Raw genomic sequence first — 24,226 nt, forward strand, 5'->3', positions numbered from 1 at the left:
TTCATGCACTTGATACATGGCGGAATCGCGCCGATCTGCGGCAACACGTTAGGTCCGGGCCTACCCTGCGACGCACTCCTGACCTGGCCTTTCGTGCGGCGGATCGCATCTAATGCACGAATCGTGCATCTAATGTATCGCCGCACACGGACGCCGTCACTAAGTGCTGGTCCTATCCCAGCGCGTGGATTACCTCAGCAGTCGTGAGCACTTCGTGCGCGTAGGTCGGCCCGTCAATGTTGAGCGCGGCGTGCAGCGCCTCTTCGGACCTGGCCGCAGTCGCGTCACGGACCAAGGTCGTATGGAAGCCCAGTTCCATCCCGATCCTGGCCGTGGCCTCCAAGCACGTATTCGCCAGTAGTCCCACGCAGATGATCTTCTCCTTGCCGAACCGCTTGAGCTTGTGCTCCAGGTCGGTGTTCGGGAAGCCGCTGGAGGCCCAGTGTTCGGTGGCCACGACATCGCCGTCCTGGACCTGGAAGTCGTCGTGGAACGTCCCGCCCCAGGTGTCCTTGGCGAACGCCTGCCGCTCGGCAGCACCGAGCTGATAGGGCGAGGGGTACTTCCAGTCCTGGTAGTCGCCGGGCTCCCACCGGTGGTGCGGTACGTGGTAGACGGTGATGCCCTTCTCCCGGGCGGCTGCCACTAGCGTGCGCAGGTTCTCGTGCATGTCGTTGGCCTCGGCGATGTCCTTGACCCAGGGGTAGAGCTTGCCGCCCTCGGTCAGGAAGTCGTTGTACAGGTCCACGCACAGCAGTGCGGTGATCTCGGGCTCGTAGGCCGTGGTCATGATGTCCTCCTCGTAATGAGTGGTGCCGGTATCGCGGTGATGCGCGTCGGTCGGGTCAGCGGGCGGCGACGAGCAGGGGTTGGCTCACGACTCCGAGGTATCCGTCCTGATCGTAGAGGTCCCCGTCGGTCACACCGCGGCCATCTGCGGAGATGATCGTGCGCGCGGTGATGTTGACCCACTCGGTGCCGGGCTGTCTGCCGAGGGTGAGTGTCATGGTCGGCGGGATGAACGCCCACTCGGTCTGGGAGAGCTCGGCGGAGAGCCCGTTGGCGGAGTCCGCGACGATCGCCAGCCGTTGGACGGGGCTGGTCTCCTCGCCGGCGACGAGCGGGATGCGGGGCCTGGCCCAGACGTTGGCCGGGCCCGTCTCCTGGTAGGAGCCTGCGACGAAGCGCCACTCGATGGCCCGCCCGTACCCCCAGTCCGGATCCACGCCGGGGAAGTAGACCTGCTCCTGCTCCTCCGGCAGCGCCGGGGCTTCCACTGTGTGTGCTTGCTCGGTTGTTGCGCCGGGGGTGGCGCGGAGGCGCCAGGCGGTCGCGGTGACCGCGAGCTTCTCGTTTGCCCACAGCTTGGCCTCGACCAGCTCGATCCGTTTGCCCGGCCGCAGGATCTGCGCTTCGGTGCGAATACGCCCCTGCGGGATCGGGCCGAGCATGTCGATCGAGATCCGCCCGATCGGCATCCCCGCATCCGGGCGCACCCGCTCGACCGCGCGAGCCAGCAACGCCGCCGGCGGTCCGCCGTGCTGCATCGACTCGTCCCAGGGGCTCATTGTGGCCGCGGTGGAGTCGAACTCGTTCTCGGCGAGTGGCAGGTAGAATGCTGCGGGCAATGAGGCGGTATCGGGTGCGGGCATCGGGTGTCCTTTCCTGGTGCTTCTTCGGACCACCGCGGGCGCGGTGGCCGGGAGCGGAAGTGTTCCGGGGGCTATCCGGCCAGGGGTACCGGTGTGCGGTCGGTGCTCGACGGGCGAATCCATGCCGTGGTCGCCACGGTGAGCTGACTTCCGCAGGCGCTGCACCTCTCACCCATGGTGCTGTGGGTACCGCAGGCGCGGCAGACGATCTCGATCTCCCGGTCGGCATCGCCGGTGGCGTGCTTGCCGGCCCACAGCGAGAAGGCGTGCAGGATCGGCAGCGCGTCCTTCGCGGCCTCGGTGGGCTGGTACTCGTAACGGGTGCGGCGCCCATCGTGGTAGGGATGCCGGGTGACGAGCCCGGCTTCGGTCATGGACTTCAACCGTGCTGCGAGTGTGTTGTCCGCGATACCGAGTCTTTCGCGTAGGGCGTCGAACCGTGTCTGTCCGTTCACCAGTTCGCGCAGGATCAGCAGCACCCAGGGGTCACCGACGGCTTGGACGCCGCGGGCGATCGAGCAGGCATCGTGCGACCAGTCAGAGCGCAGAGGCACGATGCCACCTCAGCGTTCCGGTGCGGGCCTGGCCGTCCTGCTGGATGGGTTCCAGCAGGTCCAGGCTCAACGTGTCGTTCTGGATCGTGGCCCGGCGGGGCACGTCGCTGCCCTCCCAGTTCGGGAACAGGCTCGCGACCGGGTGATGGGTGATCACGTCTACGTCCACGCTGTAAGTGCCGGTATAGGCGAGGTAGCCGGCCGCGGCAGCGGCGCGTTCAGCGTCCGTGCCGCCGTGCAGGGCCCCGTCCGCATACGCCGGGCGGCCAGCGGCGCCAATCTGCACCGACATGTACCCGTCAGCGGTGTACATGATCATCCCGGTCGCGTGCTCCCCGAGCGGGTAGGCCACGTCGCTACCGTCGATGTCCTTCGTCTCGTAGGAGCCGAACGTCCACACGCCGACGACGGCGTCCTTCACTGATTCTTCACTGGCTTGCATAAAGCAAGCCTACATCCGATGGCACGCGACGGCCAACCCACCTGGACGGCATGAGGACCCAAGCGAGCAGGCCATTCGGGCACTTCGATCATCCGACCCTGCCGGTAAAGGTCCGAAGTTACATCAGATGCATTCGTCTCTTGATCGCACCGTGAACCCTCGACCCACCAGGTCAGTCGCATTCGATGCCCGGTTTCACGTGCGTGGGCTTCCACCGAGGTAATGCTCCGTGCCCGACGTTGACGCGAATCGGCGGCTGGCGCCCCACCCGGTGCCTGTGCACCTGGGGGCATGGATGTTTTTCCCGATTTCGAGGGCATGAGCGGCATCGGTGATCTCATGGAGGTCGCCGGTGCCTTGCTCATGGCCGCGCTGATCATCGCCGTGCTCATGGTCCTCGTCTCCGCGATCATCTGGGCGATCGCTGCGAGCACCGGCAACTACAGCCTCGCCGCCAAAGGCCGCATCGGCGTGCTCGTCTCCCTCGGCGGCGCGATCCTCGCTGGAGCGGCCACCGGATGGCTGAACTGGCTGGTCAACCTCGGCGAACAGCTCTGATCCCCGCCCCACTCCACGAACGACCCGAGCGCCCATCCAGATACCGGATGGGCGCTTCTTCATGCCACGACAACGCCCGTGCACCTTGCCGCAGACAAGCACCCAACGACTCTGCATGAAGGAGCGTCTGTCGTGATCAACATTGACCCCAATGACTCCGGACTCCCCGGCATCGAACAGCTGCGCGAGATCGTCGGCGCCGTGATGACCGTGGCGCTGATCCTGTCCGTGCTCGCCCTGATTATCTCCGCGATTGTCTGGGCGTACGGCTCCAACTCGAGCAACCCGAACCTCGCGGGCAGGGGCAAAATCGGTGTCCTCATCAGCTGTGCCGCAGCCGTCCTGTCGGGGGCCGCAGTCACCCTGGTGAACTTCTTCTGGGACGTCGGGCAGGGCATCTGAGATGGGCTTCTGCGACGTACCTGTCCTCTCCTCGGTCTGCGACACCGCAGGGGAAGCCGCGGCCAGCCTCGTATCAGCACCATTCGAGTGGCTGGCCGCGGGCATGGGCGCGGCCGCGGAATGGATGTTCGAGTCCGTCTGGAAGATCTTCGACACCACGACCCTGGTCGATGTCACCAGCGGCGAATACGTCGAGGTCTTCAACTTGATCTTCGGCATCGCGATCTTCGTGATGCTGATCTTCTTCTGCCTGCAACTGATCACCGGGATGATCCGCCGAGAACCCGGCGCGCTCTCCCGCGCAGCCTTCGGACTGGCCAAGAGCGTACTCGGATCCTTCGTCGTGCTCACCCTGACCGCCCTACTGCTCGAGATCGTCGATCAGCTGTGCATCGGCATCATCCAAGCCGCCGGCGAGACCACCGAGTCGATGGGCGCGAAGATCACCGGCCTGGTCGCCGCGCTGGCCACCCTGAACATCACCGCGCCGGGAGTCGGCGCGATCATCTCGATCTTCCTCGGCGGCCTCGCGATCTCCGCGGCCGCGATCGTGTGGCTGAGCCTGCTCATCCGCAAAGCACTGCTGCTGGTCGCCGTGGTCCTGGCCCCGTTCGCGTTCGCCGGGGCCTCCTGGGATGCCAGTCGCGGCTGGATCGGCAAATGGTCGATGTTCGTCCTCGCGTTGATCTTCAGCAAGCTCGTCCTGGTCATCATCCTGCTCGTGGCCGTCACCCAGGTCTCAGCACCGATCGAGGCGGATCTGGCCTCGGTCGCCGATCCTCTCGCCGGAATCGTGCTCATGGCGCTCGCCGGGTTCGCGCCCTATCTCACCTACAGATTCCTGTCTTTCATCGGCTTCGACCTCTACAACTCGATGGGCTCCGAGCAGGAAGCGAAATCGGCACTGAACCGGCCGATGCCGACACCGGGCAAGCCGCAGGGCAACAGCCCGAACAAGGTCCTCGACGGAAAGTCCGACAAAGGCGGCGACGGCGGAGGCGGGGGGAAGAAGTCCGGCAACAGCTCGAGCCAGGCCGCCACTCTTGGTCCCGGCGGTGGCACCGGTGGCTCCGGTGCCTCCAGTGCAAGTGCGGGGTCGGCGGGTGCTGGTTCGGCCGGAAGTGCTGGAGCCGGCAGCGCGGGCGCTGGAGCGGGCGCGGGTGCCGGGGCCGGCGCAGCTGCGGCCGGGCCGGCCGCAGCGGTCGTGGCTGGTGCCGCGGTCGCGAAGAAGGCCGCCACCGCCGGCCCCGAAGCAGGCCAAGCCCTGGCCGGACAGGCAGAGACGGCAACCGAGGGCGCCGAGAAGCCCTCCCAGGACACCACGACCTCGACACCGGCCCCGGTCGATACCCCGGCCCCGAACGCCGCCCCGGCGTCCTCGCCGGTGCCGAAGTCGCCGCCGGACACGTCCTCACCGAAACCGTCCGCGCCCAAGCAGGGCCCGAATCGGCAGGGTCCGAAGCCCTCAGGCCCGACGAGTGGGAAGGAGTAGTCCCTCATGTCCACGGAAACCTCCACGGAGTCCGGGACCGCCCTGGTCCCGGCGAAGTTCAGCCGCCTGACCCGTCGGGGCATCCTGCTCGGGCTCTCGGCCTCCCAGCTGGTCACCCTCGGCATCGCCGGGGTGAGCCTGGTCGGCTCCTTCTACGGCGGCGGCGGGGCGCTGTTCCTGCTCACATCACCGATCTGGATCCTCGGTGCGGCGATGACCTGGATCCCCATCAGCGGTCGCCCCGCGGTGGAGTGGGTGCCGATCGCCGGCTGGTGGGTGTGGCGGGCCAGCATGGGCCAGCTGATCTACCGGCGCCGGATCGTCATGCCCCGCCCGGCAGGCACCCTTGCCCTGCCCGGTGATGCCGCCCGACTGCGGGAGTATTCCGATCCCGAGACCGGGGCCGGCATGATCCACGACCCCACGGCCGCGACGCTGACGGTGATGATCGAACTCTCTCATCCGGCGTTCGTGTTACTGGACCCGGTCGAGCAGAACCGCCGCGTCGAATCCTGGGGTCGTGTGCTGGCCACGATCTGCCGCTCGGGCCGGATCAGTCAGCTCCAAGTCTTGGAGCGCACCCTGCCCGACTCCGGGCAGGGCCTGGCCGAATGGTGGTCCGCCCACGGCAGCGACGACGGCTCGTGGGCGGCGACGACCTACGCCGAGCTCATCGACCGGGCAGGCCCTGCCGGGGAGAGGCATGCGACCACGCTGAGTCTGAGCCTGGACATGAAGCACGCCGCCCGCCAGATCCGCACCGCCGGCGGCGGCCTGCGCGGGGCGGCGAACATCCTCCGCCAGGACATGTCCACCCTCGCCTCAGCGCTACGGGCAGCCGACCTGTCCTTCACCGACTGGCTGAGCACCGGCCAGATCGCGGTGATCCTGCGCTCGGCCTACGACCCGGCCATCGCTGCGACCCTGGAACGCCACGGCGAGATCGGCCAGGACCTGGCCACCGCCGGCCCGGTCGCTGTGACTGAACGGTGGGGGCACCTGCGCACCGACTCCGCGTTCCACGCGGTGCTGTGGATCAGCGAGTGGCCCCGGGCGATGGTCCACCCCGGGTTCCTCTCACCTGTGCTGCTCTCGACCGGTATCCAGCGGGCGTTCTCGTTGATCTGCACCCCGCTGCGCACCGATCAGGCCGCGAGAGATATCCGCAAGAAGAAGGTCGAGTACATCTCCGACCGGACCCAGCGCGCCCGGATCGGGCAGATCGAAGACGCCGGGCACAGCGCCGAATTCCAGGACGTGCTCCAGCAAGAGGCCGATCTGACCGCCGGCCACGGCGTCGTGCGCTACACGGGCCTGATCTCCGTCTCGGCCGAAACCCTCGATGACCTCGACCGAGACCTGGCCGCACTCGAACAAGCTGCGATCCAGGCCTCCTGTGAGACCCGCCGCCTGGTCGGACAACAGGCCCGCGCCTTCACCGCCGCGGCCCTGCCCCTGTGCCGTCGGGTCTGACCCTTCGCGTGCACCTCCGTGCTATCTCCGCTCCCGCCCTGCAGCCGGAGCGTCCACCTTCGACTCAGGAGAGCTGATCATGCCGACCTACTCCGATCCCGCCCGTGATGCCGCCGAGACCGCCGAGGCCACACGCGGTCTGGCCCACGCCATCCACGCCATCTCCCGTCCCGAGACGATGCCCGGCATCGTTGGGGACCTGCTGGCCACCACCCGGCGCCTGCGCGAAACCCTCGAGGTCCTGGCGCAGACGCACGTGTACTACATCGACCGGGCCAGCACCGATGCCGGGGACTTCAAGACCGGTGAGGCCCATGCCTTCGCCGCCGCCGACGCGCTCGATGAGGCTGTCACCCTCATCGATGACGTCGAAGCTCGCCTGGACCGGGCCGGCACCCACGCCCACCTCATCGCCTGGCAGCCGTCCCCGGAACCGGACCCGCAGTGGCTAAACGTCGTCTTCCTCCAAGGCCAGGACGCCGATGAGGTCATCGAGATCATCGACGACGAAGGCGAAGACGCCGCGATCGATCACCTGCAGGCCTTCGACGCCGGTGCCGAGACCACCGACGCCGCTCTGACCAACGGCTACGTCTACACCACCCCGCCGATACGGGCCTTGGACCACACCGCCTCCGGTGAGGGCTACATGATGGTCTACAACCGCGACCTCGGCCACGTCGGCCTCTACCGGACCTTCACCCCGGACCCGGACGACGCCCTCGACACACCCGCCGCCCCCGCAGTGCCGGACCACAGTCATGTGCCGGGCTTCCCGCGCCCGGTGATCAAGCCGGCCCCGCGCCAGGCACCTGCCGGGCAGAGCCCTGCTCCACCGTCTTCTGGGGCGACGCAGTCGTCGCGCCGGGACAGCTCATGGTTCGAACACCCCGGTGTCGCCGCGGTCAAGGACAGCCGAGGGCTGGGACGATGAGCCGGGACGACGACGAGCGACTGCACACCTCCGTGCTGGTCGCCCCTGCCTCTGAACGGCGCCGCTCCCGCAAGGCTCGCCGGGCCGCGGCCACCGCGATCCAGGCCAAGCAGAACCGCCAGCACATGGCCGCAGCGAAGGCACGCGCCGAGGCCGAACGCGCCGAACGCCGTGCCCGGGCGTACCTGCCGGCCTCCGGGGAGCCGGGGCCGGCAGCGCTGCGCACCCCGGGCCGGTTCCGGTTGCCGCGGCATCAGGACACCACCGCCAGCCTGGCCGCGGCCTATCCCTTCTTGGCCGAAGGGGGCCTGGGCAGTGAAGGCGTGTTCATCGGTCAGGACCTCTACTCGGGGGCCAGCTTTGTCTATGACCCGTGGGTGCTCTACGCCCGCGGCGTGATCACCGCCCCGAACGTCGTGGTCGCCGGCATCGTCGGCTCGGGCAAGTCGGCCCTGGCCAAGAGCCTCTACACCAGAAGTCTGCCGTTCGGACGGCGCGTGTACGTGCCCGGTGATCCCAAGGGTGAGCACACCCGGGTCGCCCAAGCCGTGGGCGGGCGCGCCATCGCGCTGGGCCACGGGCTGCCGAGTCGGCTCAATCCCCTTGATGAGGGCTACCGGCCCAGCGGCATGACCGATGCCGAGTGGTCCTCCACGGTCGCCTCCCGCCGCCGAGACCTGATCGGAGCACTGACGGAGACCGTGCTGACCCGGCCGCTGACGCCGCTGGAGCACACCGCGATCGACACGGCCCTGGCCGCGACGGTGCGGGAGAACGACACGCCGATCTTGCCGATGGTCGTCGAGCACATCCTCAACCCTTCCGACGATGCCGACGGACGTTTGACCGAAGACGGCAGGATCGCCGGCCATGCCCTGCGTCGGCTCGTGGTCGGGGATCTCGCGGGACTTTTCGACGGTCCCTCGACCGAGATGTTCGACCCTACGCTGCCGATGATCAGCCTGGACCTGTCCCGGGTGACGGAGAACAACACGCTGATGAGCGTGCTCATGACCTGCTCGTCGGCCTGGATGGAGGCGGCCCTGTTGGACCCGCGCGGCGGTCAGCGGTGGTGCGTCTATGACGAGGCGTGGCGGATGATGAGCCACCCCCCGCTGCTGCGGCGGATGGACTCGCACTGGCGGCTGGCCCGCCATTACGGGATCGCCAACCTCATGCTCTTTCACCGGATCTCGGACCTGGAAGCCGTCGGCGATCAAGGATCGGCGATGCGTTCGATCGCGGCCTCCCTGCTGGCCAACGCCGAGACCCGCGTGATCTACCGGCAGGAAGCCGACCAGCTCGGCTCCACCGCCAAGGCCCTGGGCCTGACCGGCACCGAAGAGTCCTTATTGCCGACCCTGAGTGTTGGGCAGGGGCTGTGGAAGATCGCCTCGAGATCCTTTGTCACGCAACACCAACTCCACCCCGCCGAGATGGATCTGTGGGATACCAGCGCTCGCGCGGCCGGGAAAGTCTGAAAGCACCGTCCTGGTCCACAAGCTTCGCCGACGCTTTGGTTTCCACAGGCAGTCGACACCTTTGGACCGTCGCGATCGAGACTAAATAGTAGTTGTTATGCTCTGGGCCTCAGGATGCGACAGCGGTCAGCAGCCGAATACCAGAGTCCGCAAGTGCTGTCGTGCCTGCATCGGTTAAACGCACCGCTCGGGTGGCACCGAGACGTTCAATCCATCCCTTGTCGAAGAATACCGAGCACAGTTCTTTTCCGAGCGGTCCGGCCAGGTGGAAACGTCTCTCGGTTGAGTCCATGCATGGAGTGGCAGTCACCGACTGCGCGTGCGGAAGCCCCCACGCGGCCAGCAGCTCACGACCGGCGGCGGTGGGCTCCCACATTTCGTTCAGGCAGTCTCTATCGTGAAGCTGTTCTGCGAGTGCGACACCGAGGCGACCCGCGAGGTGCTTATAGCACGTGCGTCCAGCCCGGGCGCGGTCGGTGGCGGAGGAGGCCCGAAGACTGTGGGCGGTGTCGAACTTCGACTGCGCAACGATACCAAGACTCTCAATGACGCGGGCGATGTCGCTACCAGCAAGGCGGACGTAACGATGCCGGCCTTGGCGGATGTCGAGGACGAGCCCCCGCTCGGTGAGAAGGTCCACGTGTTCCGAGGCGGTCGAACGCGCGAGGCCACAGTAGTTCGCCAGCTCGCCGACCGTCCATGCACGCCCATCCATCAGAGCGGAGCACATCGCTGCGCGTGAAGCGTCGGCCAGCGCGGCGGCGGTCCGGGAGATATCCGGAAGAGCCTCGGGAAACGTGCGCGTGTCCATCCCTCCAGTATGAGCCCCTGTCTGTTCGGCAACCACCGAACAGTTCCTGGACAAGACTCAATGCCATCGCATCTGTCGTATTCAGAGGAGGAATGATGAGTACGGGACGTCCGCAGTACCGTGGCACCTACGACGACGACTTCTACTGGGAGAGGGTCAATCGCAACCTCGGCTGGCTCGGCGACACCACCGAGGAGCAGCGCGCCAGGCAGGAAAGACTCCGCGACTCTGTGATCGGGGTCGTTGGCACCGGAGGCATCGGTGGCGCAGTTGCCGCCCGTTTGGTGCGCATGGGAGCACTAAATCTGAAGCTGGCCGATCCCGACCATTTCGATCTCACGAACGTGCAGCGGCAGTACGGTGCCGGACGCGACACGATTGGTCGGAACAAGGCCGAAGTGGTCGCTGAGCAGGTTTACGACCTCACAGGCGATGTCAACATCGATGTGTTTCCTGAAGGTATCACTCCGGACTCGGCCGAGGAATTCATGGACGGGTGCGACTATGTCATGGACCAGATGGAATTCTTCCAGATCAAGAACCGGTATGCCCTGCATCGAGCGTTCCGCGCCTCGGATCGGTGCAAGTTCATGTTCAAGATCCCGACAGTGGCTCATTCGACGATCATCTTCACCTATACGAAAGACTCGATGCCGATCGAAGAGGTCTATGACCTTCCCGAGGACGCCGAATTCACGCCGGAGGTCACACGGCGGCTGATGGAACGGATCATGCCCGAGTACCAGGACTTCCCGTCGGAGAAGACCCTGGACGAATGGTTTGTGAAGAACCAGACCATGCCGATTTTCGGAGCCTGCCCCCCGTTGGCCGAAGGTGTCCTTGTCGAACGCTTGGCCCAAGAGATCATGGACCTGCCCGGCCGGGTGCCGCTTCCCGTGCAGCCTGGGTACGCCCTCTTCGACACCCTGACGTGGCGGGCGAAGCTGGTGGAGAAGGCGTGGTGGGCACAGTGAACACACGATTCGTCCTCATCACCGAGACCAACTCACTGTTCGGCTATGAGTTTCTGCACCGTCTCCTCGCTGACGAGCGAAGCAACCTGGCAGCGGTCGTCACACGGGCGCCCGGCGTTCTCTGCGACTACTACCTCGACGATGACGTGCAGGTCGATGTCGCTACCGAGGCTCGCCAGAACGGCGTCGACGTGTATCAGCCCGAGAACCCCAATGCTTCCGAAATCGTGGAGGCGATGCGCGCGCTGGCTCCGGACTACATCATCGTGGCGAACTACCAACTGCAGGTCGGACGCGAGCTGAGGGACGTGCCCGCTGTGGACATCCTCAATTTCCATCCGAGCCCGCTGCCACGCTATGCAGGACTGGCCCCTTATTACTGGATGGCTCAGAACCACGAGGCCCAGGGAGGAGTCTCGGCAATCCGCATGAGCGCGGGCCTCGACGACGGGCCTCTCATCGCTCAGCAGCTGCTGAGCCTGCGCGGGGACGAGACGCCTGATGAAGTCCGTGCCTCGCACTTCGGTGCCTCATGGCGGCTGTTCGATCTGGTGTTGCCCACACTCCATGCACGAACGTACCGGTCCTGGCCGCAAGACCTAAGTCTGCGGACCTACTACGGTGCGCCGCCCCAGCGCGTACTGACCACAGCCTGACCCAGCAGACACCCGGACCGTAACGGCGCAGAGAGGAGCACAGTGAACACACAGCGAAAAACCGGTGCGCTGGTGGCCGTCGTGCTGGGATTCTTCATCGTCATGCTCGACACCACCATCGTCAACGTGGCACTGCCCGACATGGCGGCGTCCTTGAACACGCAGGTGGCGACCCTGCAATGGGTCGTCGACTCCTACACGCTCGTGTTCGCCGCACTGTTGCTGACTGCCGGTGCCGCCTGCGACCGGATTGGTGCGCGCAAGGTCTACATCCTCGGGCTCGTCGCCTTCGGAGTTCTCTCCATTGCCTGCGCTCTGGCGCCGACCGGGCCAGCGCTCATCATCGCCCGGGCCCTCCAAGGCATCGGCGCTGCGGCAGTCGTACCCGGATCGCTCGCGCTGCTGGCAACGGTCTACCCGGACCCGGCCGAACGCTCGAAGGCCATTGGACTCTGGGGTGGAGCCGGCGGTATTGCCTCCGCCTGTGGTCCAGTCTTCGGCGGACTACTGGTTTCCGCGATCGGTTGGCAGGCGGTTTTTTGGGTCAACGTGCCGATCATCGCGTTTGGCTGCTGGCTGACGATGCGCAGCATCGGCGCCTCGGCGCATGACCGAACTCGGCGGCTCGATCCCGCTGGCCAGGTGATCTCCATCGCCGCACTCGTGGCGATCACCTACTCTGTCATCACCTCAGGTGAGCAGGGGTGGAGCCCCGTCCGGCTGGGCTTGCTCCTATTCGGCGTTGTCCTCGTCCTCGTGTTCGTCTGGGTTGAGCGTCGCCATCCCGATCCGATGCTGCCCATCGTGCTGTTCCGAAAACCTCGCTTCACGGTCGCAGCCCTCGTCGGTTTCGCACTCAACGTCAGCTTCTTCGGCCAGTTGTTCGTGCTGTCGCTGTACTTCCAGACGTACCGTGGATACGACCCGCTCATCGCCGGTCTAGCACTGGCACCCCAAGCTTGCAGTGCGGTCATCGCCTCCCCATTGGGAGGGCGTGTTGCCGCCCGTATCGGACCATTCCCGACGATGCTGATCGGACTGCTCATCGGAACAGTGGGTTTCGGAAGCCTGATCGTTCTGAACGCGACTACGCCCTACCCGCTGATCGCTGTCCTGTCCTTCATCGCAGGATTCGGTATGGCATTCACCATGCCCGCCGCTACTTCCGCTGCCGTGGCGGCGGCTCCACCCTCGCACACTGGTGTGGCCGGTGGCGTCATCAACGCAGCCCGCCAGACCGGGAGCATCTTCGGCATAGCGGTGCTCGGTGCCATGATCGCAGGCACCAACGGTTTTCTCCCCGGCTTCCACCAGGCAGTCGCAACGGCCAGCGCAGTATTCGCTGTGGCGGCCGCACTGGTGGTGCTGGCCCTTCTGACCACTCGCGAGCAGGCGTCGAACACGCCCACTGGATGATCTGAGCAGTCACACCGGCAACGCCGGGACACGCTGATTGCCACTTTGAAATGACTGCGGATCTTGCCGCGATAGATAAAACAAACATGAGGCGTAAGATTCAGATGCGGAAACCCAGACGAAGCAACCGCACCTGGAAGTCCGGCGAAGATTGTGAAGGGCTTCGCGGATACTTGAGAACCCCATCCCGGTCAGACGATCTCAGTTCTAAGCTTCACGAACCCTTCTGATCAGCATCGTCCTCGTCTCCCTGTAACCTGGCGTGCTCTGTCAAGCGCGCCTCCGCCGCGCGTGCGAGGTTCTCCGGCAGACTAGGGCCGATAGCGCGCGGTGAGGTCTCATGAACGAGCAGCACTCGTCCGTAGACCCGTCCAACCAGCGAGCAGAGGGCCGCAAGAACGAGGGCCAGTCGGCAGTCATCAGGGGAATTGTGGCCGTGCCAAAGAGAGGTAAAGCGCATTGGCGGATTTCAAGGAGGAACTCTCTCCGGGCCTCATCGAACGTCTCGGCAGTGAACTCGCTGGTGCTTCGGCATCATTCGAGCGGGCAACGTTCGAACAGCTCGCGATTGATGGTCTCGATGAGCGTGAGCTGATGGCCCGGCTGGACTGGATCGCCTGCGCTCTCACGAAAACAACGCTGCCCTCGCCCGAGGACGCCGACCGGATGATTCGCGGCGCCCTCGATCGCGGAGGTCTCCAGGACTGGGCATCGATGGCCGTTAACGCCTACATTGCTCAGACGATGCTGGACCGACCCGATATCGGTCTGCCGCTACTGGCGGCCTTGACCTCCCGGTACACGGCGGAGTTCGCGATCCGCCCGTTCATCGACGCCCAGTACGAAACCACGATGGGGTACCTGCGGGCGTGGACGCGTGACCCGGACGAGCACGTGCGCCGGCTCGTCTCCGAGGGCACCCGTCCGCGGCTGCCCTGGGGCAGGCGCCTCGCCGGATTCATCGCCGATCCCACACCCACATTGGAGCTGCTGGATGCTCTCGTGGATGACGAGTCGTTGTATGTGCGCCGGTCGGTGGCGAACCATCTCAACGACATCGCCAAAGACCACCCCGACCTCGTCCTCGAGACCGCCAGACGGTGGGCGGCCAGCACCACGCAGGGTGACTTCGTAGTGCGTCATGGCCTGCGCACGCTCATCAAGCGCGGGCGCCCAGAGGCGATGGAGATCCTCGGGTTCGATCCGGACGCGGTGATCGAGATCACTGACTTCACCTGCACGCCGGCGAGCATCGCGATCGGCGATGCGGTCACGATCAGCTTCACCCTGCAAGCCGAAGAAGCCACGAGAGCGGCCATCGACTACGTGATTCACTACCAGGGGGCTCGCGGCCCGAAGTCGGGCAAGGTGTTCAAGCTGACCGTGCGCGATCTGCCGGCGGGCCAGCCGGCGCGTTTCTCACGCGAGCACCGGTTCGGGCACGTCTCGGTGCGCACGATCCATCCCGGCCCGCACCGGATCGAGGTGCAGGTCAACGGACGCATCCTGGATGGAACGATCATCGAGATCACCGAAGACGAGGTCTCATCCTGACCCCGTACCCGCTGGTTCCAGTTCGTCGAAGAGCGGTGGTGATCGCGCTCAGGTTGCCGCGTTGTCTGAAACAATGTGCCCCATGGCTAACACGTTCGATTCCCTGATCGAAGCCGGGGCCTGCGCCGACGTGTCTGGGTGGGATTTCTCCTGGCTGGAGGGGCGGGCCGCTGAGGAGCGCCCGCCCTGGGGCTATGCACGGCAGCTTGCCGACCGGCTCAGCAGGGCCACGGCGTCGCTGGATATCCAGACCGGCGGCGGTGAAGTCCTCGCCGAAGCCAAGACGTTTCCCACCACTGCGGTCGCGACCGAATCCTGGTTGCCAAACGTCGCGAAAGCCACCCGCCTGCTACATCCCCGCGGTGTGGTCGTGGTGGCCGATCCGGACGAACCCCCGCTACCGTTCGCAGACGAGGCGTTCGACCTGGTCACCAGCAGGCACCCGGCCACGATCTGGTGGGAGGAGATCGCCCAGATCCTCCGCCCCGGTGGCACCTACTTCGCCCAGCACGTCGGGCCGGCGAGCGTGTTCGAGCTGTTCGAGTTCTTCCTCGGCCCGCAACCGGCTGCGCGGCGAGGACGCCACCCCGACGACGAGACCGCCGCAGCCCAGGCCGCGGGCCTGGAGATCGTCGACGTGAAGACGTCGAGGCTGCGCATCGAGATCCATGATGTCGCGTCCATGGTGTATCTGCTGCGCAAGGTGATCTGGTGGGTGCCCGGCTTCACCGTGGAGAAGTACCACGATCGTCTCTGCGACCTCCACGACCTGATCCAGCAGGACGGCCCGTTCATCGCCCACTCCACCCGCCACCTCATCGAAGCCAGACGGCCAGCGGCGTAGGACACAGGCGCGGGTTCGCCAGGACCGGGCAGTTCCAGGGCACCCTCAACCGCGGTGAGCAGTATCGCCCCGCGACTTCAGGAGTCGCGACGATCTGCCAGGATTCCTAACAACAGTGGACCCCAGCGGACAAGGCGGGCGGACGCACCTGAGAGGCATGAACTTCAGTCAAGAAGATGTGCCCCTAGAGATAATCAACCCTAGCTCCGCCCCCTCAGATGAGGCCATCCCAAGCCCGACCTACGATGCAGACCGGGAACGCCTGACCGGATACATGAAACGGCTCAGTACGGGACTGGAGCAGATCAAACGCGACTACTCCCGGTTCATCGACCTCGAAGACGAAGACCCCGAGACGTTCGGAGCCGGGCATTTCGTCCTCTACCCAGATGGCGAGAGTCATGCCCGCTTCGCCATCGAGGAGCACTACACCGGCACGGACTGGTCCGATCCCGACCGGCTGCCGACCTCCTGGTCCTGGAAGGCCGAAGAAAGAACCCGCCAGCCGGCCGGTGATTATCAGTGGAGCACGCACGCCAGCGGCAGGGTCCAAGCCGCCGACGTCGACCAGCTTATCGACCACGCCCGCGCTTGGGCGCAGTCGGTGCGGGCCCAGACCCTCCGGACGGAATCCTTCGATGCCACTGGCCGCGCCGGACCCGGCCCCGCCCCGCCCAGCCACCGCCTCTAACCGCGCAGGCCCGTCAGGACTCTTCCTGGCGGGCCTGATTGCTGCCCGCCACGGTTCCGAATGCGGCTTCGGTGGGGCCCTGGTCGCGCCGGCGTGCACCTGCCTGCATGAGCAAGAATCCCAGCCCCAGCCTGCCCCCGGTGTCCATGCCCACCGTCATGCTGAACGTCAACGATGACGGGACGATCACCGTCACGGTCGACGAGACGCCCCTGCCGCCCCCACCCGATCCCGGAGTGTGGCGACGCGGTGCGTTCCCGCAGATCATCGACCTCGCCTCGAACGACCGCGCGTTCCCGGTGCGGGTCGAAGTCCACGAGAACGACGGGACCGCCTTCACCGACATCGTCCCGGCCATCATCCGCCGCACCCCCGCCCCGGACCCCCTCGACCCCGACGCCGAGGCCGACCCCGCCGTGGAGACCACCCGCGAGGACGACGGGCAGGAGGTCGCGGCACCGGCCCATGTCGGGCAGGCCGAGACGGTGGAGGTCACGGCGACGCGGATGGGATTCGCACCCGGTGAGGCCCTCGCCGTGGCCGTGGTCACCGGCCAGGTCGAGGCCACCGAGACCGGGGACGCTCGGGTCCAGCTCGACCGCGACCTCATCGAGGGCCTGGGCATCAGCGAGGTCATCTTGCTCGGGCGCACCTCGAAGGCGCTGGTCGTGCGGGAGATCTCGTGAGCTCCCCGGCCGGACGCCAGACCGGCTCCATGGGCGATGAGCTGACGACCTTCGCGATCATCGGGCTCATCGGCCTGTTCGCCGTGGCCCTGGTCCTGCGCCTGGCCGGCTCCCTGACCGCACTGCTGACCGGCAGCCCTGCACCGGAAGCAGGACCGGCCGCCGGGGCGCTGGTCCTCATCCACCCCACCAATCCCGGTGTCGCCTTGCAGGCCGAGGACCTCAACGCGATCGTGTACTGGCTGGTCGCGGCCCTACTGCTCTCCACGGTCGCGGCGGCGATCACCTGGGTGTGGTCGCTGATCCGCCGTCGCACCCAGCAGGTCGAGAAGGACCCGAGGCGTCTGGCCGGGGTCGCCACCCGCCAGGATCTGGCCCAGGCGACCTCGCCGAAGGCTCTGCTGGGCCGGGCTGGGAACCTGCGCCCGTCCTTGGAGAACCCGGCCCCGAAGGATGTGGGCTACCTGCTGGGCACCTCGCACGGCAAGCAGGTCTGGGCCTCGGTCGAAGACTCCCTCCTGCTCATCGGCCCGCCCCGGTCCGGCAAGGGCCTGCACGTGGTCATCAACACGATCCTCGATGCCCCGGGCGCGGTGGTGACCACCAGCACCCGCCCGGACAACCTCACCGCGACCCTGCGGGCGCGCAAGCGCATCGGCCCGGTCGCGGTCTTCGACCCCCAGCACCTCGCCGAGAGCCTACCGGCCGGGTTGCGGTGGTCGCCGATTCGCGGCTGCGCGGACCCGCTGACGGCGATGATCCGCGCCAACGGGCTGGCCGCAGCGACCGGGCTGAGCTCGGGCGGTGTGGAAGGCGGAGGATTCTGGGAGGGCAAGACCCGCTCGGCCCTGCAGGCCCTGCTGCACGCCGCCGCCATCGACGCCCGGCCACCGGAGGAACTGTTCCGCTGGACCCTGGATCCCAGTGCCGCCAGCGACGCGGTGGCGATCCTGACCAACTCGCCGCAGGCTGCCGGAGGGTGGGCGGATTCCTTGCAGTCGATGATCGATGCCGACCCGCGCACCCGCGACTCCATCTGGCAGGGCGTGAGCCTGTCGCTGAGTGCCCTGGCCGATCCGCGGGTCCTCGATGCCGTCTCACCCCGGGACGGGGAGGACTTCGACCCGGAGGCGTTCCTCCGCGAGTCCGGCACCCTCTACCTGCTGGCCACCGGCGCCGGAGCCGGGGCCAGTGCCGCACTGGTGGCAGCACTGGTCGAAGACCTCATCGAGACCGCCCGGCGGATGGCAGCACGGGCTCCCGGAGCCCGGCTGGACCCGCCGATGCTGCTGGCCCTGGACGAGATCGCGAACTTGGCGCCGTTGCCCTCGCTGCCCACGCTCATGGCTGAGGGCGGAGGTACCGGGATCACCACGATGCCGGTCCTGCAGTCCCTGGCCCAGGCTCGGGATAAGTGGAACGAGCATCAGGCCAACGCCATCTGGGACGCCGCGATCGTCAAACTCCTGTTGGGCGGGGCGTCGAACAGCAAGGACCTCCAAGACCTGTCCAACCTGATCGGCGAGCGGGATGAGTTCACCGACAGTGTCACCCTCGGCGATCACGGATCTCGATCCTCCCAGCGCTCCATCCGCCGGGTCGCGGTGTTGCCGCCCGAGCGGATCCGCCTGCTGCCCTTCGGGACCGCGGTGACGCTGCTGCGCTCGGCCCCGCCGATCATCACGGACCTGCGCCGCTGGCCCGACCGCACCGACGGGGCGCAGCTGAAGACGGATCGGGCCGAGATCGAGGCCCTGCTCGAGACCACCCCTGACACCTGAGATGCACCCACCCCCGATGCGTTTGTGCCTGAACGGGCGCGAGATACCGGCGGGTGTGCTGGAAGGAGACCGCGATGGCACGGCGTAGCCGCCAGCCCGCCCCGGGACAGCTGGAGTTCGACCTGTGGGGCACCTCGGAGACCGAGGCGGCAAAACAGATCGAGAACGACCGCACCAGCCCGGAGACCAACACACCGGCTGAGACCGACGAACAGGAAGCCGAGGCCACCGATGAACCACTACGGAACGAAAGCCCTGGAGCACTGGCGTCGCCACGCCCCGCACCGGCTGGAGGAGATCCAGGATCAGGAGACGTTCTTCACCGAGCTGGGCGAGCAGATCGCGACCCAGATCGTGGAACTGACGATCCAGATCGAGACCGGTCGCTTCGCCCCTCTGGCGATGGCGGGCTCTTCGCGAGAGAATGGGAGGTACCTACAGGAGGTCTCGCGCCGAATAACGGCACGACGGATCGCGGAGGAGGTCGTGATGGACGAGCTGGTCTGGATGCAGGATCCGAGCCTGTCGATCGACGAAGCCCGCGAGGAGTGGGAGCAGACCCGGCCAGCAGATTCGAATCTGGTCAGCTGGGCCGAGAGGATTCAGGACTCCCCGGACCTGGCCCCGCCGACAGCCGAGCTGGAGGAGAAAGCCAAGGACTGGGCCCTGCCGGTGTGGTTCCTCGAGGGCCTGATCGCAGCGGAGATCCCGGGCCAGTACGCCCAGGAGCACGAGAAGGTACTGACGGAGGCCGCGAGCGTGCGGTTCCTGCGCGAAGTCCACTAACTCCCACCGCGCCGCGGTTCGACCCGCGCACCCATCCTGGCGTGCCCTCCGGTGCCCGGGCACGTTACAGCGCCAACCTCGATGCCCTGGGACTGGCCCGCGTCCTGGACGAGGAGCAGCGCCCGGCCACCGAACAGGAACAGGCCGTGCTGGCCGGCTGGTCCAGCTGGGGTGCCCTCCCGGAAGTTTTCGATCCGCGCAACGACCAGTGGGCCGAGCAGCGCGAGGAACTGCGCGCTCTGCTCTCGGAGCAGGAGTGGGACGATGCGGCCCGCACGACCCTCAACGCCCACTACACGTCTCCGTTGGTCGCCCCCGAGCTCTGGCGGGCCATGACCTCGCTGGGCTTCACCGGCGGAGAGGTCCTCGAACCCGGCTCCGGCTCCGGCACATTCATCGGCCTGGCCCCACCGGATGCACGCATGACCGGCGTGGAACTGGACCCGGTCACCGCCAGCATCAGCCGCCACCTCTACCCGCACGCGGACATTCGAGCGGAGTCTTTCGCCGAGACCCGCCCCGCCCACGGGCAGTTCGATGCGGTGATCGGCAACGTCCCCTTCGGCAAGATCGTCCTCCACGATCCGGTCGATAACCCCACCCGGCAGTCGATCCACAACCACTTCATCCTCAAGTCCCTACGCGCGACCCGCCCCGGCGGGCTCGTCACGGTGTTGTCCTCGCGCTACACCCTCGATGCCCAGAACCCAGGCGCGCGGCGGGAGATGGCCTTGCTGGCCGACCTCGTCGGCGCTGTGCGCCTGCCCACCGGCACCCATCAGCGCACCGCCGGGACGGAGGCGATCACCGACGTGTTGATCTTCCGCCGCCGTGACGAAGACCAGCCGCCGGCCGATGACCTCTGGGAGACCGTCACTCCCGTGACTCTCGACGGGCAAGAGATCAAGATTAACGGCTACTTCGACACCCACCCCGAGCACGTGCTGGGCACGATGAGCATCAGCCAGGGCATGTATGGCGCCGAGAGCCTTCGGGCCGACGGCGACCTCGACCATGTCGCCGAGGATCTGCGCACGACCTTGGAGCAGATCACCTTCACCGCCCGCCGTAAAGGCCAGACGATGACCGCGCGCACCACCCCGGTCGGGCAGGCACCGGCGGTGGCCGCCACCGGCAGCGCACCGCGGACGTGGGACGGAACCATTCTGGCCACCGACGACGGAGGATTCGCCACGATCAACGGTGGTTCCCTGGAGCCGTTGAAGGTGCCGAAGAACGCGACCCGGGAGATGACCGCCCTGCTGGGACTGCGGGACTCGGCCACGCATCTGCTCAAGCTCGAAGCCGCCACCGCCGATGACACCGAGGAGATCACCACGGCCCGGGAGAGCCTGCGACGGGACTACCAGAAATACCTCGGCACCTTTGGGCCCTTGAACCGCTTCTCCTGGCGGCGGACCGGACGCACCAACGACGCCGGTGAGGAGACCCACGCCCGCATCATGCCCACCCCGCTGCGGCTGCTGCGCTCAGATCCCTTCGGCGCACTGGTGACCGCGCTGGAGGAATTCGACGACTCCACCCAGACCGCGAGCCCCGCGACGATCCTCTCCCGCCGGGTCGTCGCCCCACGCGCGGAGGTCCAAGGTGCCGACACCCCGGCCGACGCGGTCGCTCTGAGTCTGGATCGCACCGGTGGCATCGACCTGCCGCTGATCGCGGACATGCTCGGCATGGACGAGACCGAGACCCGGCAGGCGCTGACCGGGCTGGTCTACACCGACCCAGTCACCGACGCCCTCGTCCATGCCCCGGAATACCTCAGCGGCGATGTGCGCACGAAACTCGCCCAGGCCAAGGACCGCGCCGCCGAGGACCCGGACTTCCAGACTAACGTCGAGGCGCTGACCGACGTGCAGCCCGAGGACCTCGGCGTCGAGGACATCACGGCCCGGTTCGGGGCCGTGTGGATCAGTCCCGCCATTCACCAGCAGTTCCTCGCAGAGATCCTGCGCACCGAGCAGGTCCGGGTCGAGAATCCGCTGCCGGGCATGTGGGACGTCCGCGGGGGCCGGTCCGGGCTGCAGGCGACCAGCGAATGGGGCACCGAACGCCGTCCGGCCCCAGCCATCGCCCAAGCGCTGATGGAACAGAAGGCCATCATCGTCAAAGACGAGATCGAAGGCCCTGACGGCAAACCCCAGATGGTCCTCAACGCCACCGAGACCACCGCGGCTCAGGAGAAGGCCGAGACGATGCAGGCCCGGTTCGCCGAATGGGTGTGGGAAGACCCCGAGCGGGCCAAGGGCCTGGTCGATGAGTACAACACCCGGTTCAACAACATCGTGCTACGCGACTACTCCATGGCCGGGGAATACCTGAGCTTGCCGGGGATGGCGGAGACGTTCACCCCGCGCCCGCATCAGCGGGCCGCGGTCGCGCGGATGATCGCCGAACCCTCCACCGGCCTGTTCCACGAGGTCGGAGCCGGGAAGACGGCCGAGGCGATCATGGGCGCGATGGAGATGCGCCGGATGGGACTGATCAGCAAGCCGCTGATCGTCATCCCGAACCACATGCTCGCCCAGTTCAGCTCCGAGTGGCTGCAGATCTACCCGCAGGCCCGGATTCTCGCTGCGTCGAGCAAGGACGTCACCGCCGATAAGCGTCGCTCCTTCGTTGCTCGCGCCGCGGCCAACGACTGGGACGGCATCCTGCTCACGCAATCGGCGTTTTCAAAGATCCCCTTGCGTCAGAGCACTCAGCAGGACTACATCCGCGGACAGGTGGTCGACCTCCGGCGCGTGCTGGAAAACGCCGAGGCCGGTGATGCGATGAGCGTCAAACGCATCCAGCGCAAGCTGGTCAACCTGGAGAACAAGCTCAAGGAACGCCTGGACACCAGCCGCGACGTGGGAGTGTGCTTCGAGGACACAGGCATCGATTACCTCGTCATCGACGAACTGCACATGTACAAGAACCTGGCCACGGAGTCCAACATCTCCGATGCCGCGATCGAGGGCTCCGGGCGCGCCAGTGACCTGGACATGAAGCTGACCTATCTGCGCGACCAGGGCAAGGACCGGGTGGTGACCGGGATGACGGCCACCCCGATCTCGAACAGCATCACCGAGGCCTTCGTAATGCAGAAGTACCTGCGTCCGGACCTGCTCGACACGGCCGGTGTGCAGGCCTTCGATGCGTGGGCGGCCACCTTCGGTGAGACCAGCACGGACATGGAGATGTCCCCGACCGGCAGCTTCCGGCTCAAAACCAGGTTCTCCCGGTTCACCAACGTCCCGGAGATGCTGCGCATGTGGTCCACCTTCGCCGATGTGAAAACCGCCGAGGACCTCCAGCTTCCGGTGCCCGATATCGCTGAGCGCGACGACGGCTCCCGCGCCCCGTCCACGGAGGTCGTCCAGCCCACCGCCGAGCTCGAAGACTTCGTCGCCGACCTAGGTGACCGGGCCGAGAAAGTCGCCGCCCGCTTGGTGACGCCGCGTGAGGACAACATGCTGACCATCAGCACCGATGGCCGCAAGGCAGCCTTGGACATCCGCCTGGTCCTCGACGATCAGCCCACCGGGCCGACGAAAGTCGATGTGGCCGCCGATACGATCGCCCGCGTCTGGGAGCAGACCCGCGACAACGAATACCTCGACCCGGCCACCGGGCAGCCGGCCGCGGCCCGTGGGGCGCTGCAGCTGGTCTTCGCCGATATCGGCACCCCGAACCCCGATCAGTGGAACGCCTACGACGAGCTGGCCGCTCAACTGGTGCTGCGCGGGATGCCCGGCGAGTCGATTCGCTTCATCCACGAAGCCAAGTCTGATATCGACAAGGCCCAACTCTTCGCCGCAGCCCGGGCCGGGCACGTCGCGGTGCTCATCGGATCGACCCAGAAAATGGGGGTCGGCACGAACATCCAAGCACGCGCGGTGGCGCTGTATCACATGGACTGCCCCTGGCGGCCCTCCGATATCGCCCAACGCGAGGGCCGCATCCTGCGCCAGGGCAACCAGAACCCGGAAGTCGGGGTGGTGCGCCTGGTCACCGAGAAGAGCTTCGACGCGTACATGTGGCAGGCCGTGGAGCGCAAAGCGAAGTTCATCTCCCAGATCATGCGCGGGTCCCTCGATGTCCGCGAGGTCGAAGAAATCGACTCCGCCGAGCTCTCAGCCGCCGAGGCCAAAGCGATCAGCTCCGGCAACCCCTTACTGCTGGAACACTCCACGATCCAGGCCGAGGTCGCCAAGCTGCACCGCCTCGAGCGCGCCCACTCCCGAAACGAGTCCATGCTCGAACACACCCGCCTCCGCGCCCGCGAGGACATCACCCGGCACGAGGAGGAGATCACCGGTCTCGAACAGGCCGCAGGCCAGGTCACCGACACCTCGGGAGAGAATTTCCGCATCACGCTGGCCGGACACAGCTACGACTCGCGCACCGACGCCGGCCATGCCCTCGCCCAGTGGGCGCACCGGGAAGGTGTGACGTGGGCGCCGAAGCACATCGGCCGCGACTACGGAACCCTCGGGCAGATCAGCGGCTTCGACATCACCGTGGCCACGGTCCCGTCTTTGGGGGATGAGCCCTCGGTCGAAATCGCCCTGGCCGATGTCCCACGCAGCGCCACCGTGGTCGGACGAGAGACGTTCCTGGCCGGCGGGGCGGGAGTGATCCAGCGCATCGAGAACCGAGTCTCCGGCATCCCCACCCTGTTGGAGCGCGCCCGATCCGACCTGGCCGAGGCCGAGCAGTCCCTGGCCGAGGCCCAAGAGCGCATCGGCAAGCCCTTCCGGCACACCGAGGCCCTGGCCGAGGCGGAGCAGAACCTCGCACAGGTCGAGAAGAAGCTGGCCGCCACCCGGAAGAACAACCCCGAGCAACAGCCCGGGCAGCCACAGACCGGGCAGGATCGCGGCCGGGAACTGACGGTCGAGGCAGTGCGCGCTCATCGGCCCGCACTCGGGGTCAAAGCCGATCCGTCCCGGACCCCGGACCCGATACCGGAGGCATCGCGCTCAAGTGCCGCAGGCGGGTTCGACCGTCGCCTGTAGCCGGCCCCGCTGGCC

General features: G+C 66.8%; 21 protein-coding genes. 16 read left to right on the forward strand and 5 right to left on the reverse strand.

Going from position 1 to position 24,226, the window contains the following annotated elements:
* Nucleotides 1–172 precede the first annotated feature (172 nt).
* The 4 genes from BLIN9172_RS04825 to BLIN9172_RS04840 form a co-directional block, all read right to left on the reverse strand.
* The gene (locus BLIN9172_RS04825) at nt 173–790 is read right to left on the reverse strand and encodes a cysteine hydrolase family protein (RefSeq protein WP_009882017.1); all 618 of its coding nucleotides are present in this window, start codon (nt 788–790) and stop codon (nt 173–175) included.
* A 55-nt stretch (nt 791–845) separates the two neighbouring features.
* A complete protein-coding gene (locus BLIN9172_RS04830) occupies nt 846–1,652 on the reverse strand; it encodes a thioesterase family protein (RefSeq protein WP_009882016.1) in 807 nt (268 codons plus the stop codon).
* A 71-nt stretch (nt 1,653–1,723) separates the two neighbouring features.
* Nucleotides 1,724–2,206: a winged helix-turn-helix transcriptional regulator gene (locus BLIN9172_RS04835; protein ID WP_009882015.1), complete on the reverse strand. Its 483-nt coding sequence runs from the start codon at nt 2,204–2,206 to the stop codon at nt 1,724–1,726.
* The gene (locus BLIN9172_RS04840; protein ID WP_009882014.1) at nt 2,190–2,648 is read right to left on the reverse strand and encodes a lipocalin-like domain-containing protein; all 459 of its coding nucleotides are present in this window, start codon (nt 2,646–2,648) and stop codon (nt 2,190–2,192) included. The genes BLIN9172_RS04835 and BLIN9172_RS04840 overlap by 17 nt, the downstream gene beginning before the upstream one ends.
* 291 nt (nt 2,649–2,939) lie before the next feature.
* Between BLIN9172_RS04840 and BLIN9172_RS04845 the strand changes: the two genes are divergently transcribed.
* From BLIN9172_RS04845 to BLIN9172_RS04870, 6 genes are all read left to right on the forward strand, one after another.
* Nucleotides 2,940–3,206 (forward strand): DUF6112 family protein, encoded by a 267-nt coding sequence (locus BLIN9172_RS04845; RefSeq protein WP_025388076.1) that lies wholly within the window; start codon nt 2,940–2,942, stop codon nt 3,204–3,206.
* Between the two features lie 132 nt (nt 3,207–3,338).
* Nucleotides 3,339–3,608: a DUF6112 family protein gene (locus tag BLIN9172_RS04850; protein WP_009882012.1), complete on the forward strand. Its 270-nt coding sequence runs from the start codon at nt 3,339–3,341 to the stop codon at nt 3,606–3,608.
* 1 nt (nt 3,609) lies between these two features.
* Entirely contained in the window at nt 3,610–5,100 is a 1,491-nt protein-coding gene (locus tag BLIN9172_RS04855; RefSeq protein WP_009882011.1) for a hypothetical protein, read from the forward strand.
* Between the two features lie 6 nt (nt 5,101–5,106).
* The gene (locus BLIN9172_RS04860) at nt 5,107–6,573 is read left to right on the forward strand and encodes a PrgI family protein (RefSeq protein WP_009882010.1); all 1,467 of its coding nucleotides are present in this window, start codon (nt 5,107–5,109) and stop codon (nt 6,571–6,573) included.
* A gap of 79 nt (nt 6,574–6,652) precedes the next feature.
* Nucleotides 6,653–7,507: a hypothetical protein gene (locus tag BLIN9172_RS04865; RefSeq protein WP_009882009.1), complete on the forward strand. Its 855-nt coding sequence runs from the start codon at nt 6,653–6,655 to the stop codon at nt 7,505–7,507.
* Nucleotides 7,504–8,988 (forward strand): putative type IV secretion/conjugal transfer ATPase, encoded by a 1,485-nt coding sequence (locus BLIN9172_RS04870; RefSeq protein ID WP_009882008.1) that lies wholly within the window; start codon nt 7,504–7,506, stop codon nt 8,986–8,988. The genes BLIN9172_RS04865 and BLIN9172_RS04870 overlap by 4 nt, the downstream gene beginning before the upstream one ends.
* A gap of 109 nt (nt 8,989–9,097) precedes the next feature.
* Here the strand turns inward: BLIN9172_RS04870 and BLIN9172_RS04875 are convergent, their stop codons facing one another.
* The gene (locus BLIN9172_RS04875; RefSeq protein ID WP_009882007.1) at nt 9,098–9,799 is read right to left on the reverse strand and encodes a helix-turn-helix domain-containing protein; all 702 of its coding nucleotides are present in this window, start codon (nt 9,797–9,799) and stop codon (nt 9,098–9,100) included.
* Between the two features lie 95 nt (nt 9,800–9,894).
* Between BLIN9172_RS04875 and BLIN9172_RS04880 the strand changes: the two genes are divergently transcribed.
* The 10 genes from BLIN9172_RS04880 (at nt 9,895) to BLIN9172_RS04930 (ending at nt 24,211) form a co-directional block, all read left to right on the forward strand.
* Nucleotides 9,895–10,773 (forward strand): ThiF family adenylyltransferase, encoded by an 879-nt coding sequence (locus BLIN9172_RS04880; protein ID WP_009882006.1) that lies wholly within the window; start codon nt 9,895–9,897, stop codon nt 10,771–10,773.
* Nucleotides 10,770–11,429, forward strand: a complete 660-nt coding sequence (locus BLIN9172_RS04885; RefSeq protein ID WP_233429230.1) for a methionyl-tRNA formyltransferase — start codon at nt 10,770–10,772, stop codon at nt 11,427–11,429. The genes BLIN9172_RS04880 and BLIN9172_RS04885 overlap by 4 nt, the downstream gene beginning before the upstream one ends.
* An 81-nt stretch (nt 11,430–11,510) precedes the next feature.
* The gene (locus BLIN9172_RS04890; RefSeq protein ID WP_257904157.1) at nt 11,511–12,845 is read left to right on the forward strand and encodes an MFS transporter; all 1,335 of its coding nucleotides are present in this window, start codon (nt 11,511–11,513) and stop codon (nt 12,843–12,845) included.
* Between the two features lie 459 nt (nt 12,846–13,304).
* Complete coding sequence (locus tag BLIN9172_RS04900) at nt 13,305–14,399, forward strand: DNA alkylation repair protein (protein ID WP_101554059.1); 1,095 nt, start codon at nt 13,305–13,307, stop codon at nt 14,397–14,399.
* An 82-nt stretch (nt 14,400–14,481) separates the two neighbouring features.
* Nucleotides 14,482–15,243, forward strand: coding sequence for a class I SAM-dependent methyltransferase (locus tag BLIN9172_RS04905; RefSeq protein ID WP_009882001.1), 762 nt, complete (start codon nt 14,482–14,484; stop codon nt 15,241–15,243).
* A gap of 274 nt (nt 15,244–15,517) precedes the next feature.
* The gene (locus tag BLIN9172_RS04910) at nt 15,518–15,934 is read left to right on the forward strand and encodes a hypothetical protein (RefSeq protein ID WP_035278257.1); all 417 of its coding nucleotides are present in this window, start codon (nt 15,518–15,520) and stop codon (nt 15,932–15,934) included.
* A 107-nt stretch (nt 15,935–16,041) separates the two neighbouring features.
* On the forward strand, nt 16,042–16,620 hold the full coding sequence (locus tag BLIN9172_RS04915; protein ID WP_029416642.1) for a hypothetical protein: 579 nt from the start codon (nt 16,042–16,044) through the stop codon (nt 16,618–16,620).
* Nucleotides 16,617–18,401 (forward strand): TraM recognition domain-containing protein, encoded by a 1,785-nt coding sequence (locus BLIN9172_RS04920; protein ID WP_009881994.1) that lies wholly within the window; start codon nt 16,617–16,619, stop codon nt 18,399–18,401. Before BLIN9172_RS04915 ends, BLIN9172_RS04920 begins: the two co-directional genes overlap by 4 nt.
* A gap of 231 nt (nt 18,402–18,632) precedes the next feature.
* Nucleotides 18,633–19,187: a hypothetical protein gene (locus tag BLIN9172_RS04925; RefSeq protein ID WP_009881992.1), complete on the forward strand. Its 555-nt coding sequence runs from the start codon at nt 18,633–18,635 to the stop codon at nt 19,185–19,187.
* A 41-nt stretch (nt 19,188–19,228) separates the two neighbouring features.
* A complete protein-coding gene (locus BLIN9172_RS04930) occupies nt 19,229–24,211 on the forward strand; it encodes a helicase-like domain-containing protein (protein WP_009881990.1) in 4,983 nt (1,660 codons plus the stop codon).
* The last annotated feature ends 15 nt before the right edge of the window (nt 24,212–24,226 follow it).

Source organism: Brevibacterium linens ATCC 9172 (assembly GCF_900169165.1).
GTDB lineage: Bacteria > Actinomycetota > Actinomycetes > Actinomycetales > Brevibacteriaceae > Brevibacterium > Brevibacterium linens.